Below are 14684 nucleotides of genomic sequence, written 5' to 3'. Positions count from 1 at the left end.
GCTCACAGCAGGAACCCCGCGCCCAGGGTGTCCTCGGGGTCGAGGAGGAAGCGGTGCTCGCCGGTGCGGTGGGCGGTGCCGGTGACCTCGGTGACCGCGCCGCCGTCGCGGTGCCCGCGGACCCGGCCGGTGAAGGCGGTGCCGATGATCGAGTCGTGGCGCAGCACCCGCTCGCCGTTCAGGGCGCCCTCGTCGGCGAGCAGGGCGAGCCGGGCGGAGGTGCCGGAGCCGCACGGGGAGCGGTCGATCTGGCCGTCGGCGAAGACGGTGACGTTGCGCTGGTGCGGACCGGACGGCGTGTCGGGCAGTTCGTCGTACAGGATGACGCCGTAGACGCCGTCGCGGTGCCCGACGAGCGCCTCGTGGCCCTCCAGCGCGGCGCGGATCTCCCGCCCGGCGGCGGTGAGTTCGGCGAGCCGGTCGGGGACGACGGACAGGCCGAGGGCGGCGGCGGGCAGCGAGGCGTACACCGCCCCGGAGTGCGCCAGGTCGACCTGGACCGCCCCGAGCGGGGTGGCCAGTTCGACCTTGCGGGCCAGCACCCGGGTCGGCACGTTGCGGAAGGTGACGGCGGTGGTGCGGCCGCCGCTGCGGTGCACGGTGGCGCTGACCCGGCCGGAGGGGACGTCGATGCGCACCAGCGCGGTGCCGTCGTCGGGGGCGGCGACCAGGCCGGTGTCGACGGCCCAGGCGCCGAGCGCCATGGTGCCGTGGCCGCACGCGGTGGAGTAGCCGTCCTTGTGCCAGAACAGGACGCCGAAGTGGGCCTCGCCGTCGTCCGGGGGCACCACGAAGCCGCCGTACATGCCGGCGTGGCCGCGCGGTTCGCGGGTCAGCAGGCGGCGCACGTCGTCCAGCGCGCCGGGGCGCGGCGCGGTGGCGCTGCCGCCCGCGCCGATGGCGATCGAGCGGCGTTCGGCGACGGTGTCGCCGGGGATCGGCGGCAGGCCGGCGATGACGATCCGGAACGGCTCGCCGGCCGCGTGGTAGTCGGTGGTGGAGACGTGGATCATCAGTGCTCCCCGGCGGGCAGCACGCTGACGGTGCGGGAGGCGGTGTAGAAGTCGAGCGCGGCCCGGCCCTGCTCGCGGGAGCCGTACGAGGCGCCCTTGGCGCCGCCGAACGGCAGGTGGAAGTCGACGCCGCTGGAGGGCGCGTTGATCCGGATCATGCCCGCGTCCAGGCGGTCGGCGGCGGCCAGCGCGGTGTCCAGGCTGCGCGAGTGCACGGAGGTGGACAGGCTGTGCCGGGTGTCGTTGGCCAGCGCGATCGCCTCGTCCAGGTCGGCGGCGGGCACCAGCACGGCGAGCGGGCCGAAGAACTCCTCCGCCAGCAGCGGGTGCCCGGCGGGGACGCCCTCGACCAGGGTCGGTTCCAGGAACCAGCCGGCCCGCTCGGCCCGCGCGCCGCCGGCCAGCACGGTGGCGCCGCCCGCGCGGGCGGTGTCGACGGCGTCGGTCAGCCGCTCCAGCGCCTGCCGGTTGATCACCGGCCCGCAGCAGGTGCCCGGCGCGGACGGGTCGGCGGCGGGGGTCCGGGCGAGCGCCCCGGCCAGCGCCTCGGCGAGCGGCTCGTACGCGTCGCCGACGGCGATCACCCGGCTGGTGGCGGTGCACTTCTGGCCCGCGTAGCCCGCGATGGCGTTCGCCAGGTGGGCGGCGGCCTGCGCGATGTCGGCGTCCGGGAGGACGAGGGCGGCGTTCAGGCCGCCCATCTCGGCCTGCACCGGGATGCCGCGCCCGGTCGCCGCCGCGATCACCGAGCGGCCCACCGGGGTGGAGCCGGTGAAGGAGACGACGTCGGCGCCGCCGATCAGTGCCGTCCCCGCCCCGGCACCGCCCGGCACCACCGTGAGCACGCCCTCGGGCAGGCCGGCCAGCTCGGCCAGCCGCAGCGCGCAGGCCACCGCCTCGGAGGACGGCTTGAGCACCACGGCGTTGCCGACGGCCAGCGCGGGCGCGGCCTTCCAGGCCGGGATCGCCAGCGGGAAGTTCCACGGCGTGATCAGCCCGGCCACCCCGTACGGGCGGCGGCGGGTGAGCAGCAGGCCCGGGCCGGCGGCCGGCTCGTGCACCTCGCCGGCCGGGGCGAACGGGGCCTGCGCGTAGTAGCGCCAGATCGCCACGGTGCGGGCGACCTCTCCGCGGGCCTCGGCGACCGGCTTGCCGACCTCGCGGACCACCAGCTCGACCAGCTCGTCGGCGGCCGCCTCGATCGCCGCGGCGGCCCGGGTCAGCGCCAGCGACCGCCCGGCCGCCCCCAGCGCCCACCAGTCGCGCTGCGCCCCGCGCGCGCCCGCGAGCGCCGCGGTGACGCCGGCGGCGTCCGTCGACGGCACCGAGACCACCAGGTCGTCGGGGTCGGCGGGGTTGTACGAGTCGATGGTGGTCATGCTCGATTGCCTTTCGCAGGAGGGGAGTTGACGCGGCGCCGGACGACGGGCGGGCGCTACAGCAGGAAACCGGCCGGGAACGGGTCGGTCGGGTCGAGGAAGTACTGGGCAGTGCCGGTCACCCAGGCCCGGCCGGTGACGGTCGGCACGACGGCGGGCAGGCCGGCCACCGTGGTCTCCTCGACCAGGCGGCCGGTGAAGGTCGTCCCGATGAAGGAGTCGTTGCGGAAGTCCGCGCCGATCGCCAGTTCGCCGCGCGCGTGCAGCTGCGCCATCCGCGCGGAGGTGCCCGTCCCGCAGGGCGAGCGGTCGAACCAGCCGGGGTGGATGGCCATCGCGTGCCGCGAGTGCACCGCGTCGGAGCCGGGCGCGAGCAGCTGGACGTGGTGGCAGCCGTGGATGGACGGGTCCTCGGGGTGCACCGGTCGGTGCTGCTCGGAGGCGTTGATCGCCTCCATCACGGCCAGCCCGGCGGCCAGGATGTCGTCCTTGCGCCCGCGCTCGAACGGCAGCCCGAGCTGCTCCAGCGGCAGGATGGCGTAGTAGTTGCCGCCGTACGCGAGGTCGTAGGTGACCGTCCCGCGGCCGGGCACCGCCAGCTTCCGGTCCAGCGCGGCGGAGTACGAGGGCACGTTCCGGATGGTGACGCCGACGGCGGCGCCGTCCGTCACCCGCACCTCGGCGACCACCAGCCCGGCGGGGGTGTCCAGCCGGACGGTGGTGACCGGCTCGACCACCGGCACCATGCCGGTCTCCACCAGCACGGTGGCGACGCCGATCGTGCCGTGGCCGCACATCGGCAGCAGCCCGGAGACCTCGATGTACAGCACCCCGAAGTCGGCGTCCGGCCGGGTGGGCGGCTGCAGGATCGCGCCGCTCATCGCGGAGTGGCCGCGCGGTTCGTACATCAGCAGCGTGCGGAACCCGTCGAGGTGCCGCTGGAAGTGGGTGCGCCGCTCGGCCATGGTGGCGCCGGGGATCGTGCCGAAGCCGCCGGTGATCACCCGGGTGGGCATGCCCTCGGTGTGCGAGTCGACGGCGTGGAAGACGTGACGGGTCCGCATCGCGGTGCTCTCTCCAGTCAACTGACGGCGGGTCGGGAAGGGGCGGAGGTCCGGACCGGCTCCCCCCGGGCCGGTCCGGACCGCTCTCACCGGGTGGTCAGCGGTGGCCCTCGGCCAGCGCCTTCCCGGTCGCGGCGCGCACCGCGGCCTCGGTCTCCGGGACGAGCGGCAGGCGCGGGGCCCGGGTCGGGCCGCCCCGGCGGCCGGCGAGGTCCATGGAGAGCTTGATGGACTGCACGAACTCGGTCTTGGAGTCCCAGCGCAGCAGCGGGTGCAGCGACTTGTAGAGCGGGACGGCGGTGGCCAGGTCGCCGGAGACGGCGGCGTGGTACAGCTCGGCGCCGGCGGCGGGCAGCGCGTTCGGGTAACCGGCGATCCAGCCGACGGCCCCCGCGAGGGCCAGCTCCAGCAGCACGTCGTCGGCGCCGATCAGCAGGTCGAGCCCGGGGGCCAGCTCGCCGATCTCGTAGGCCCGGCGGACGTCCCCGGAGAACTCCTTGACCGCGACGATCGAGCCCTCGGCGTGCAGTTGGGCGAGCAGCGGGGGGACGAGGTCGACCTTGGTGTCGATCGGGTTGTTGTACGCGACGACCGGCACACCGACCCGGGCGACCTCGGCGTAGTGGGCGCGCACCGCGGCGTGGTCGGCGCGGTAGGCGTTCGGCGGGAGCAGCAGCACCGACCCGGCACCGGCCTCGGCGGCCTGCTCGGTCCAGCGGAGGGACTCCGCGCTGCCGTAGGCGGCCACGCCGGGCATCACCCGGGCGCCGTCGCCGGCCGCCTCGACGGCGGTGGTGACGACCTTGGCGCGCTCCTCCGGGGTGAGGGTCTGGTACTCGCCGAGCGAGCCGTTGGGGACGACGCCGTCGCAGCCGTTGTCGATCAGCCAGCGGACGTGCTCGGCGTAGGCGTCGTAGTCCACCGTGAGGTCGTCACGGAAGGGCAGGGTGGTGGCGACCATGATGCCGCGCCAGGGACGGGCGGGGTCGTGGGGGGTGCGGGTCACGGGGGTCTCCCTTGATATGATGTGTGACATTTTATAAGTGGGCGAGCGGGGTCCACAAGGGGCCCGCCACCCGGCGGGGCGCTAGTCCCGGGGCTCGGCCAGCTGCGCCAGCGGCACCGGGCAGGACAGCGGGCGGCTGTCCGGCCGCCCGGCGCCCCCGCCGGACAGGCGGGCCACCGCGGGCCCGCACATCCGGCCCTGGCACCAGCCCATCCCGGCCCGGGTGAGCAGCTTGACCGTCCGGGCGTCACCGGCGCCGAGCTCCTCGACGGCCGCCCGGATCTCCCCCGCCGGGACTTCCTCGCACCGGCAGACGTCGGTGTCGTCGGTGACCCAGCCGGTCCAGTCCGGCCCGGGCACGTGCGCGGCGGCCATCAGCGCGGCGAACGCGCGCCGCCGCCGCCGGACGGCCGTCTCCCGGGCGGGCGCCGGGCGCCCGGCCACCGCGTGGGCGGCCAGCACGCCCTCGGCCAGCGCCAGGTCCGCGCCGCCGACGCCGCAGGTCTCCCCCGCCGCCCACAGCCCGGGCACGCTGGTGCGCTGCTCGGCGTCGACCTTCAGGGCGACCGCGCCGTCCGGCCCGGTGACCGTCTCGGCGCCCAGCTCGGCGGCCAGTTCGATCTGCGGGACGAGACCGTGCCCGATCGCCAGCGCGTCGCAGGCGATCCGCCGCCCGCTGCCGGGCACCGGCTTCCACCGGGCGTCCAGCCGGGCCACCGTCACGGCGGTGACCCGGTCGGTGCCGTGCGCCTCGACCACGGCGCTGCCGCGGCGCAGCCGCACGCCGTGCCGCAGCAGCCTGGCGCCGTGCGAGGCGCCCTCGGCCAGCTTCGCCGGGTTGCCGGCCAGCACCGGCAGGCCCCGCGCGTAGCCGAGGTAGGAGGTGGCCTCCACGATCGCGGGGACCTTCGCCCCGGCCGAGACCAGCGAGGAGGCGGCGGCCAGCAGCAGCGGGCCGCTGCCGGACACCACGACCCGGCGGCCGGGCAGCACCAGCGAGGACTTGAGCATCGCCTGTGCACCACCCGCGGTCACCACGCCGGGCAGCGTCCAGCCGGGGAAGGGCAGGTGCCGCTCGTGGGCGCCGGTGGCCAGCAGGACGGCGCGGGCCGGGACGGCGGCCCGGTCCGCCGCCCCGGGACCGCGGGTGGCGTGCAGGCGCCAGGGGCGCCCCTGCTCGCCGGGGACGCCCGCCTCGACCGCCCACACGTGGTGGCCGGCCAGGTGGTCGACCAGCGGCGAGGCCGCCAGCCGTTCGCACAGCCGGGCGAAGACCGCCCAGCCGTGGTGCAGCTTCCCGGGGCGGGCCGCGCCCAGTTCGGGCCCGGGGTGCCGGTAGTACTGGCCGCCGAGCCGGCTGCCGGCGTCCACCAGCGCGACCCGCAGGCCGAACCCGGCGGCGGCGTCGGCCGCGGCCAGTCCGGCGGGGCCGGCGCCGACCACCGCGAGGTCGTACACCGCTCCGGAGCCGTCGCCCGGTTCAGACGTCGAGGTCGGCACGGCCGTGGCCCTCCTGGGTGGTGACGGTGTCGCCGTGCTCGGCGGGCAGCAGGCACAGGCGCTGGTTGGGGCGGCCGTTGACGGTGGCCAGGCAGTCGAAGCACTGGCCGATCCCGCAGAACGCGCCGCGCGGACGGCCCCCGCCCCGGGTGGTGCGCCAGGCGAGCACGCCGTCGGCCCACAGCGCGGCGGCCAGCGTCCGGCCGGGCAGCGCGGGCACCGGGCGGCCGTCGAACAGGATGGTGCGGGCGGGGCCGGGTTCGGCCCCCACCAGGTCGAGCGGGTCCATCGCTACTCCTCGCCTTCACGCATTGCGTACCGTCCGGCCGACTCCCCGCCCGACGCCCCGACCGGGAGCCCGTCCCGCCCGCCCCCGCCCCGGCCGGTCGGCCCCGCCGCGACCCGCGCACCGCGCGCCGGTCGCGGCACCGGCCCGCGCAGGCTCCGCCCGCCGGGCAGGAGGGCCCCGCCGAGCAGCGCGAACCGGTCCTCCCGCGCTCGGCGCGCCGCGCCCCGCCCGGCGGCCCTCGCTCCCCGCCCGCCGTCCCGAGCCGCGCCGCCCGGGGCCCGCGCCGCGCCGCCGCGCTCCCGCCGGTCCGGGCTCACGACTCCCCCTCCGCGTCCGCGTCCGCGAACCGCTCGGGCCGGAACGGCGCCAGGTCGAAGGCCGGATCGGCCCCGGTGAGCTGGCGGCTGATCAGCAGCCCGGTGGCGGGGGCGAGGCCGATGCCCGCGCCCTCGTGCCCGCAGGCGTGGTAGAGGCCGGGCACCCGGGCGTCGCGCCCGATCGCGGGCAGGTGGTCGGGCAGGTAGGGCCGGAAGCCCCGGTAGGAGCGCTGGACCTGGACGGTGCGCAGCACCGGGAAGAGCGCGGCCGCCTGGGCGGCGAGCCGGTGCAGCACCGCGGGGTCGAGCGTGCGGTCGAAGCCCACCCGCTCCCGGCTGGCGCCGATCAGCACCGGCCCGGCGGGGGTGCCCTCGACCACGGCGGAGGACTGCAGGTCGGCCGCGCCGGAGGCCACGTCGGCGACGTAGTCGGCGGCGTAGACCTTGTGCCGGACGATCCGCGGCAGCGGTTCGGTGACCAGCACGAAGCCGCGCCGGGGCAGCACCGGCAGCCGTACGCCCGCCAGTTCCGCGAGCTCCCCGCCCCACGTCCCCGCCGCGTTGACGACCGCACCGGCGGCGAGGTCGCGGCGGGCGGTGCGCACCCCGGTGACGGTGCCGCCGGGGCCGCGCAGCAGGCCGGTGACGGCCTCGCCGAGGTACCGGTCGGCGCCGGAGGCGCGCAGCAGGTGGGCGGCGGCCAGCGCGGGCTGCACCTGGGCGTCCTGCGGGTACAGGCAGCCGCCGGGCAGGTCCTCGGCGAGGTGCGGTTCGAGGGTGCGCAGCTCGTCGGCGGCGACCGGGACGGCCTGCACGCCGGCGGCGCGCTGCTCGGCGGCGAAGCCGTGCAGCAGGTCGAGCCCGGCGGGCGCGGAGGCGACCACCAGGCCGCCCTTGGGCTCGTACTCGACGCGTTCGCCGAGTTCTTCGGCGAGCTCGCGCCACAGCCGGGCGGAGAGCAGCGCGAGGTCGAGTTCCGGCCCGGGCCCCTTGTCGGAGACCAGCAGGTTGCCTTCGCCGGCGCCGGTGGTCCCGCCGGCCACCGGGCCGCGGTCCACCACGGCGACCTTCAGGCCGGCCCGGGCCGCGTAGTGGGCGCAGGCGGCGCCGACGACGCCGGCGCCGACCACCACGACGTCGTAGGGGGTTCGCTTGAGCACCTCAGTAATATGTCACATGGCCAGAACCCCGGGCAAGACCCCGAGCCCTCCCCACCAGCACGGACCCCGCCCCCCGAAACGCACCCGGAAACGCCCCCGGAAACGCCGGACGGCCCCGGACCGCAGTAGTCCGGGGCCGTCCGACGGCTCGGCCGATCAGCCGATCGGCGCTTCATCAGGTGATGTCGTCGTCGATCTGGTCGCGGCGCGAGGCCGGGATCGGCGCCGAGGCCTCCACCCGCTCGACCCCGCCGACCGACTCGGCGCCCTCCACCGACTCGACCGTCAGGTCGACCTCGGAGGCCTCCTCGTCGCTCAGCCCGGCGTCGGGGTTGCGGGCCGCCTTGCGCCTGTCGTTCATCAGCGAGATGCCGACCGCCAGGAAGTACAGCGCCCAGATCGGCGCGGCCAGCGCCAGCATCGACAGCGGGTCGGCGGACGGGGTGGCGAAGGCCGCGAACACCGTGATGCCCATGACCATCGCGCGCCACCAGCCGAGCAGCCGCTTGCCGGTGAGCACCCCGACCAGGTTGAGCATCACCAGGAACAGCGGCAGCTCGAAGCCCGCGCCGAACACCAGCACCATGCGGGTGATCAGGTCGAGGTAGTCCTCGACCGGCACGATCGAGGTGACGCCGTCCGCGATGAAGCTGATCAGCATCTGCGCGGTGACCGGCATGACCACGTACGCGAGCACCGCGCCGGCCAGGAACAGCGGGGTGCCGACGGCCAGGAAGGTGACCGAGTAGCGCCGCTCGTGCCGGTGCAGGCCGGGGGCGACGAACTTCCACAGCTGGTACAGCCACACCGGGGTGGCGGCCACCACGCCGGCCGTGAGGCTGACCTTCAGCATGACCGTGAACGGCGTGGTCAGGCCGATGTTGGAGATCTCGGCGCAGTGGTCCATGCCGCCGGTCGGCTTGCCGTCCGGACCGCAGGCGGGCAGCGGCGCGATCAGGAAGTCGAGCAGCCGCTTGTGGTAGAACATCGCGACGATCGTGAAGACGATGATCGCCAGCAGCGCCTTGACCACCCGGTTGCGCAGTTCGCGGAGATGGTCGGCGAGCGCCATCCGCCCCTCAGGGTCCTTGGCCGCTTTGGTCGTCTTGCTCAACCCGGTCCTCGAATCGTGCGCTCGTCGTAGTCGGAGTGGTGCGGGAGCCCGACCTGCGGGTTCAGGCGGTGGGCGCTCAGGCGGCCCGGTCGGTGCGGGACGCGCCGGGGGCGGACTTGACCACCCGGTCCGGCTCGGCGGCGCTCCGCTCGGCCGGGGCGACGGGCCCGGCGGCCTCGCGGCCGGAGTCGAACTCCCGGCGCAGCGCCTTGCCCTCGCTCTTGAGGATCCGCAGCGACCGGCCGAGCGCCCGCGCCGCGTCCGGCAGCCGCTTGCCGCCGAACAGCAGCACCGCGAACACCGTGACCAGCAGCAGCGAGCCGGGCGACAGGAGTCTCATCTCCGGGCACCGCCTTCCTTGTCCGGGAGGCAGGGCTCCCCCTCTGCGGGCGATGGTAGCCGCTCGGGGTGGCGCTGCGGGAACCCGGTATCCAACGATCGGATACCGGTCACCCTGCCGTCCACCCCCTCCGACGAGGGGGGTCGGGTCAGTCCGTCCCGCCCGCCCGCTGCAGCGCGCCGACCGCGCCGTCCACCTCGCGGGCCAGCGCCCGGGCGTCCAGCCACAGCCGCAGCGCGAGGACGCCGAGCACCAGCAGGCCCGCGGTGGACAGCAGGACGGCCCCGACCAGGGTCCAGTTCACGTGCGGGCCTCCCCTATCCGTCCACCGGCAGCAGCCGCATGGTGTGCACGCCGGCCTCGGTGAGCGCGGCGACGATCTTCTCCCCGGCGATCTTGCGGACGACCGCTCCGCAGGCCGGGCAGGTGAAGCTGTAGAAGGTGCGCTCCTTGCTGGCGCCGAGGGCCAGCCGGAACTCGCCGGCCGGGAGCTCGACCTTCTCCCGGCACTGCGAGCAGTACACCTTGAATCTGGTGCCGTCGGTCACGTGGTTCGGACCCGTCCGTCCCGGTAGTGCTCCAGCGCGGCCAGCGCGGCGGTGCGGGCCTGTTCGGCGAGCTGGGCGGGGGCGGTGATCCGGCCGTCGCGGCCCAGGCGCAGCGCGAGGGTGCGCAGGCCGGCCGGCTCGGCGGAGCGGAGGGTGATCCGCAGCCCGCCGTCGGGGAGTTCCTCGGCGCTGTCGTGGGTGTAGTACTCGGCGACCCAGCGGCCGCCGGGGCCGACCTCGACCACCACCTGCGGGTCGTCCGCGGTGGGGGCGACCAGCCCGGCGGACAGGTCCCGGGGCTGGAGGCGGGGCGGGTTGGCGGGCTCGTCCAGCACCTTGATCTCGGCGATCCGGTCGAGCCGGAAGGTGCGCCGGTCCTCGGAGGTGCGGCACCAGCCCTCCAGGTAGGTGTGGCCCTCGGTGACCAGCCGGATCGGGTCGACCTCGCGCTCGGTCAGCTCGCCGCGACCGTGCGACCAGTAGCGCAGCCAGATCAGCCGGCCCTCGCTGAGGGCGCGGTCGATGTCGGCGAAGACGGTGCCCTCGGCCTCGAAGGTGACGCCGATCCGGGCGGCGGACGCGGCGTTCTCGCCGGCCGCGTCCTCGATCTTGGCGACGGCCCGGGTGAGCGCCTGCCGGTCGCGCTCGCGCAGCCCGGGCAGCCCGGCGACGGCGCGGGCGGCGACCAGCAGCGCGGTGGCCTCGTCGGCGGCCAGCCGCAGCGGCTGGGCGACGTCGTCCACGTTGTGCCACCAGATCCGCTCGCCGTCGGTGTCGATGTCGAGCAGGTCGCCGCCGCGGAAGGAGGTGCCGCACATCGGCAGCACGTTCAGGTCGCCGATCAGCTCCCGCTCGGTGATCCCGAACGCCCGCGCCACCTCGGCCACCTCGGCCCCGGGCCGCTCGCGCAGGTAGGTGACCAGCGACAGCATCCGGCGCGTCTGGTCGATCGCGTTACTCACTGGGCAACCTCCGCGAGACCGGCGACGGCGCGCAGCCGGTCGATGACGTCGGCCCGCAGGTCCTCGGGGCCGATCACGATGACGTCGGGGCCGTACTCGGCCAGGTCGGCGCCCAGGCCGTTGCCGTGCGGGATGTCCAGCTCGTCCCAGTCGGCGTCCACCGCCCGGGTCCCCAGCGCGCGCTGGCGCAGCGGGTAGGCGGCGCCGGAGCGCACCCGCACCGTCGCCACGGCCGTCGCGCCCTCGCCGGCGAACCGGGCCACCACGGCCCGGACGTCCACGTGCTCGGGCACCTCGCCGGTGAACGCGCCGGCCCGCGAGCGGACCTTGCCGGTGATCCGGGAGAGCCGGAACACCCGGGCCGAGCCGCGGTCGCGGTCGTAGCCGGCCAGGTACCAGTGGCCGCGCCAGCACTCCAGCGCCCAGGGCTCGACCGAGCGCGGCTCGGCGGTGGCGGCGCCGGCCTTGCGGTAGTCGAAGGTGACCGGGCGCCGGTCGCGGGCGGCGGTGAGCAGCGGCTCGAACGCGGCCTCCCGGCCGGGGATCCGCGGCTCCAGCGCACCGTGCTCGCGGTCCTCGACGAACGGGACGCCGGCGGCGCGCAGCTTCTGCAGCGCGCCGCTGGCGGCGCCGGACATCTTGGCCTGCTGCCAGACCCGGGCGGCCAGCGCCAGGGCGGCGGCCTCCTCGGCGTCCAGGGCGATCTCCGGGAGGCGGTTGCGGTCGCGGCGGGCGAGGTAGCCGATCTCGCCGTCGAGCGCGTTCTCGTCCACGTCGATGATCAGTCCGAGTTCCCGCAGGTCGTCCTTGTCGCGCTCGAACATCCGGTTGAAGGCGTCCTCGGAGCCCTGTTGCCAGGCCTCCCGGTACGCCTCGACGGACTCGCGCAGCTCTTTCTTGGAGAGCGGACGCCGGGTGTTCATCAGGCACAGGGCTAGGTTCATCAGCCGCTCTGCCTTGGCGATCGCCATCGCTGACCCTTCCTCCGATCGGGGGTGACCCGCCTGACCGTACCGGTACGGACGCGTCCAGAGAAAGCCGAACCCCCGGCTCCTGGCGGAACCGGGGGTGTCGGTGGTACGTCCGAGGTCAGACGCCCAGCAGGTCCACCACGAAGATCAGGGTGGAGCCGGCCGGGATGAGCGGGCTCGGCGACTGGTTGCCGTAGGCCAGGTGCGGCGGGATGACCAGCTCGCGGCGGCCGCCGACCCGCATGCCCTCGACGCCCTGGTCCCAGCCCTTGATGACCCGGCCGCCGCCCAGCGGGAAGCGGAAGGTCTGGCCGCGGTTCCAGGAGGCGTCGAACTCCTCGCCGGAGGCGAAGGTGACACCGACGTAGTGGACCTCGACGACCGCGCCGGCCTTGGCCTCGGCGCCGTCGCCGACCACGATGTCGCGGATCTGGAGCTCGGTCGGGGCGTCGCCGCCCGGGAAGTCGATCTCCGGCTTGGTCAGGCTCACGATTGCTCTTCTCGTTCGGTTGCGTGAACGGGACTCATCCTAGGCGCACCGGGGCCGGTGGGGGGTCAGCTGCCGCCGACGCCCGCGTCCAGGATGTCCACCACGAACACCAGCGTGGAGTTGGCCGGGATGCTGTCGCTGGCCTGGTCCTTGTAGCCCAGCGAGGCGGGGACGACCAGCTCGACCCGGCTGCCGATGTTCTGGCCGGTGATGCCCTTGTCCCAGCCCTCGATGACCTGGCCGGCGCCGGTGGTGAAGGTGAACGCCTGTCCGCGGTCGAGCGAGGAGTCGAACTTCTTGCCGTCCTTGTACAGCACGCCGGTGTACTGGACCAGCACCTTCTCGCCCTGCTCGATCTTGCGGCCCTTGCCCTGGATCAGCACGTGGCTCTTCAGCTCGGTCGGGTCGGCGGCGCCCTTGACCGGGGTGATCTCGGCGGCCTTGGTGCCGTTGTCCTTGACCTGCGGGAAGTCCGCCGGCGGCGGGGTCACGTCACCGGAGAGGACGGCGCCCGGGGCGGTGGCCTGCCGGATGTCCAGCACGAACACCAGGCTGTCGCCGGCCCCGATGCCCAGGTCGCTGCTGCCCTGCGCGCCGAACGCGGCGGCGGGCGGGGCGACCACCAGCAGGCGGCTGCCGGCCTTGTGGCCCTCGACGGCGTTGTCCAGCGCGGGGATCAGCGACCCGCCGCCGGCCTGGTACAGCTGCGGCTTGCCGTTCTCCTCGCCGTACGAGCCGGGGATCTCCTTGCCGGTCTGCCAGTCCATCGCCGTGTAGTCGACGGAGACCCAGTTGCCCTTCTCCACCTTCGCGCCGCTGCCCGCGGACAGCTCCTTGACCACGAACGTCCCCTCGGGGGCCTCCTTGGGCAGGGTGATGGCGGCCTTGGTGCCGAAGTCGCCGGAGACCGAGGGCAGCACCTTGGCGCTGTCCTTGATCGGCGGCACCGGCGCCTGGCTCGGCGCGTCGGAGGGGGCCGCGCTGGGGCTGGCCGTCGCCGAGTCCGACTTGGCCGCGGGCTTGGTGCCGCCGTCCTTGTTGACGTAGTACATCGTCACGCCGGAGGCGATCAGCAGGACCGCGAGGACCGAGCCCAGGATCACGCCGAGCCGGCCCACGCCGCCCGGGTCCTCGTTGTACCCGGCCTCGGAGAGCGGCACCTTGCGCTGGTTGGAGGCGAAGACCTGCGGGGCCTGCTCGGTCTTGGCGTCCGGGTTGACCGGGTTGGTGGGCGGCGCCCAGCCGGCCTGGGTCAGCATCTCCGCGGGGACGACGATCGACTCGCGGTCCACGGGAGGCTTGTTCCCGGTGTTGTCGGCCTCGCCCGGGCTCGACGCTTTCTCAGACATGACTCCCCATTCGACTCGCCCGACGACGCGTGTACCACTGGTGCGGGGCAGCAGTATGTCAGGTCGGCATGAGAGCCGTTCAGCCCGGTCCGCGCCCCGCTGTCAGGCGGTTCTCAGACGGCTTCCAGGATGTCGATCACGAACACCAGGGTGGAGTTCGCCGGGATCGACCCGCTGGCCTGGTCGCCGTAGCCCAGCGAGGGCGGCACCACCAGCAGCACCCGGCTGCCCACGTTCTTGCCGACCAGCCCCTGGTCCCAGCCCTTGATCAGGCTGCCGGTGCCGACCTGGAGGGCCTGCGCGCCGCCGTGGTTCCACGAGGAGTCGAACTGCTTGCCGTCCGCCCAGGTCACCCCGGTGTACTGGACCAGCAGCGTCTGCCCGCTCTGCACCTCCGGGCCGGTGCCCTTGACCAGCACGTACTGCTGGAGGTCGGTGGGCGGCTGCTCGCCGGAGGGGACGGTGATGGTCGGCGCGGCCTTGCCGTTGTCCTTCACCTGCGGGGCGCTGGCGGGCGGCTGGGCGAGGTCCCCGGGGATGGTGGTGTCCGGCGCGACCGAGCCCATCACGTCCAGCACGAACACCACGGTGTCGTCCTTGCCGACGCCCAGCGCGGTCGACCCCTGGCTGCCGAAGCCGGCCGCCGGCGGGGCCACCACCAGCACCCGGGAGCCGGTCTTCCGGCCGATCACGCTCTGGTCGAAGGCGGGCACCAGCTGCCCGCTGCCCGCCTGGTACAGCTGCGGCTTGGCGCCGGAGTCGTAGGAGCTGGACAGGTCCTTGCCGGTGGTCCAGTCCTTGACCGTGTAGTTGACGGTCACCCAGTCGTCCTTCTTGACCTCGGGGCCGGTGCCCTCGCTCACCGTGCTGACCACGAACTGGCCGCCGGGCTGCTCGGAGGGCAGCGTGATCGTCGCCTTCGAGCCGAACTCGCCGCTGACGGTCGGCATCGGCGAGGCGGAGGCCACCGGGCTCGGCACTTCGGCCGCGGAGGCCGAGGAGGCCGGGGGCGTCGTCGCGGCGGACTTCCCCGAGCCGCCCGAACTGCTGCATCCGGCGAGCAGCGCGACGGTCAGGGGAACGGTGAGCAGGCAGGCGGTTCGACGCATGGCGTCAGCCTATGACCCGATTCGTCCGGTCCGGCGGAGGCGCTCGGCGCGCCCCCGCGGACCGTCCGGAGCC

At 75.1% G+C, this 14684-nt stretch carries 16 protein-coding genes; all 16 read right to left on the bottom strand.

What is annotated here, in order from left to right:
• Window positions 1-2: 2 nt before the first annotated feature.
• Window positions 3-1013 (bottom strand): proline racemase family protein, encoded by a 1011-nt coding sequence (locus tag HUT16_RS31520; protein ID WP_176191423.1) that lies wholly within the window; start codon window positions 1011-1013, stop codon window positions 3-5.
• On the bottom strand, window positions 1013-2392 hold the full coding sequence (locus tag HUT16_RS31515; protein WP_176191422.1) for an aldehyde dehydrogenase: 1380 nt from the start codon (window positions 2390-2392) through the stop codon (window positions 1013-1015). Before HUT16_RS31515 ends, HUT16_RS31520 begins: the two co-directional genes overlap by 1 nt.
• A 56-nt stretch (window positions 2393-2448) precedes the next feature.
• Window positions 2449-3456, bottom strand: coding sequence for a proline racemase family protein (locus tag HUT16_RS31510; RefSeq protein ID WP_176191421.1), 1008 nt, complete (start codon window positions 3454-3456; stop codon window positions 2449-2451).
• 97 nt (window positions 3457-3553) lie between these two features.
• Window positions 3554-4492: a dihydrodipicolinate synthase family protein gene (locus HUT16_RS31505; protein WP_176191420.1), complete on the bottom strand. Its 939-nt coding sequence runs from the start codon at window positions 4490-4492 to the stop codon at window positions 3554-3556.
• A 51-nt stretch (window positions 4493-4543) separates the two neighbouring features.
• A complete protein-coding gene (locus HUT16_RS31500) occupies window positions 4544-5962 on the bottom strand; it encodes an NAD(P)/FAD-dependent oxidoreductase (RefSeq protein WP_176191419.1) in 1419 nt (472 codons plus the stop codon).
• Window positions 5943-6251, bottom strand: coding sequence for a (2Fe-2S)-binding protein (locus HUT16_RS31495; RefSeq protein ID WP_176191418.1), 309 nt, complete (start codon window positions 6249-6251; stop codon window positions 5943-5945). Before HUT16_RS31495 ends, HUT16_RS31500 begins: the two co-directional genes overlap by 20 nt.
• A 313-nt stretch (window positions 6252-6564) precedes the next feature.
• Window positions 6565-7728 (bottom strand): FAD-binding oxidoreductase, encoded by a 1164-nt coding sequence (locus HUT16_RS31490; protein ID WP_176191417.1) that lies wholly within the window; start codon window positions 7726-7728, stop codon window positions 6565-6567.
• 175 nt (window positions 7729-7903) lie between these two features.
• Entirely contained in the window at window positions 7904-8842 is a 939-nt protein-coding gene (gene tatC, locus HUT16_RS31485; protein ID WP_254898075.1) for a twin-arginine translocase subunit TatC, read from the bottom strand.
• 76 nt (window positions 8843-8918) lie between these two features.
• Window positions 8919-9182 carry a twin-arginine translocase TatA/TatE family subunit gene (locus HUT16_RS31480; RefSeq protein ID WP_176191416.1) on the bottom strand — a complete coding sequence of 88 codons (264 nt, stop codon included), beginning with the start codon at window positions 9180-9182 and terminating at the stop codon, window positions 8919-8921.
• A gap of 148 nt (window positions 9183-9330) precedes the next feature.
• Entirely contained in the window at window positions 9331-9486 is a 156-nt protein-coding gene (locus HUT16_RS31475) for a hypothetical protein (RefSeq protein WP_176191415.1), read from the bottom strand.
• 13 nt (window positions 9487-9499) lie between these two features.
• Complete coding sequence (locus tag HUT16_RS31470; protein ID WP_176191414.1) at window positions 9500-9730, bottom strand: zinc ribbon domain-containing protein; 231 nt, start codon at window positions 9728-9730, stop codon at window positions 9500-9502.
• The gene (locus HUT16_RS31465; protein ID WP_176192964.1) at window positions 9727-10662 is read right to left on the bottom strand and encodes a YafY family protein; all 936 of its coding nucleotides are present in this window, start codon (window positions 10660-10662) and stop codon (window positions 9727-9729) included. The genes HUT16_RS31470 and HUT16_RS31465 overlap by 4 nt, the downstream gene beginning before the upstream one ends.
• Window positions 10663-10688: 26 nt before the next feature.
• Window positions 10689-11663 (bottom strand): YafY family protein, encoded by a 975-nt coding sequence (locus tag HUT16_RS31460; protein WP_176191413.1) that lies wholly within the window; start codon window positions 11661-11663, stop codon window positions 10689-10691.
• Between the two features lie 118 nt (window positions 11664-11781).
• A complete protein-coding gene (locus tag HUT16_RS31455; protein ID WP_030913967.1) occupies window positions 11782-12153 on the bottom strand; it encodes an FKBP-type peptidyl-prolyl cis-trans isomerase in 372 nt (123 codons plus the stop codon).
• A gap of 65 nt (window positions 12154-12218) precedes the next feature.
• Entirely contained in the window at window positions 12219-13502 is a 1284-nt protein-coding gene (locus HUT16_RS31450; protein WP_176191412.1) for an FKBP-type peptidyl-prolyl cis-trans isomerase, read from the bottom strand.
• A 113-nt stretch (window positions 13503-13615) separates the two neighbouring features.
• Complete coding sequence (locus tag HUT16_RS31445) at window positions 13616-14611, bottom strand: FKBP-type peptidyl-prolyl cis-trans isomerase (RefSeq protein ID WP_176191411.1); 996 nt, start codon at window positions 14609-14611, stop codon at window positions 13616-13618.
• Window positions 14612-14684: the final 73 nt, after the last annotated feature.

The organism is Kitasatospora sp. NA04385 (genome assembly GCF_013364235.1).
Lineage (GTDB): Bacteria > Actinomycetota > Actinomycetes > Streptomycetales > Streptomycetaceae > Kitasatospora.
The sequence above is the reverse complement of the archived record's forward strand: the minus strand, read 5'-3'. Positions and strand labels throughout refer to the sequence as shown.

Bases quoted from the DNA above. Each gene is read 5' to 3' on its own strand.
- HUT16_RS31480 (WP_176191416.1), bottom strand. From the start codon at position 9,182: ATGAGACTCCTGTCGCCCGGCTCGCTGCTGCTGGTCACGGTGTTCGCG.
- HUT16_RS31505 (WP_176191420.1), bottom strand. From the start codon at position 4,492: ATGTCACACATCATATCAAGGGAGACCCCCGTGACCCGCACCCCCCAC.
- HUT16_RS31445 (WP_176191411.1), bottom strand. From the start codon at position 14,611: ATGCGTCGAACCGCCTGCCTGCTCACCGTTCCCCTGACCGTCGCGCTG.
- HUT16_RS31495 (WP_176191418.1), bottom strand. From the start codon at position 6,251: ATGGACCCGCTCGACCTGGTGGGGGCCGAACCCGGCCCCGCCCGCACC.
- HUT16_RS31520 (WP_176191423.1), bottom strand. From the start codon at position 1,013: ATGATCCACGTCTCCACCACCGACTACCACGCGGCCGGCGAGCCGTTC.
- HUT16_RS31465 (WP_176192964.1), bottom strand. From the start codon at position 10,662: ATGCTGTCGCTGGTCACCTACCTGCGCGAGCGGCCCGGGGCCGAGGTG.
- HUT16_RS31450 (WP_176191412.1), bottom strand. From the start codon at position 13,502: ATGTCTGAGAAAGCGTCGAGCCCGGGCGAGGCCGACAACACCGGGAAC.
- HUT16_RS31515 (WP_176191422.1), bottom strand. From the start codon at position 2,392: ATGACCACCATCGACTCGTACAACCCCGCCGACCCCGACGACCTGGTG.
- HUT16_RS31510 (WP_176191421.1), bottom strand. From the start codon at position 3,456: ATGCGGACCCGTCACGTCTTCCACGCCGTCGACTCGCACACCGAGGGC.
- HUT16_RS31460 (WP_176191413.1), bottom strand. From the start codon at position 11,663: ATGGCGATCGCCAAGGCAGAGCGGCTGATGAACCTAGCCCTGTGCCTG.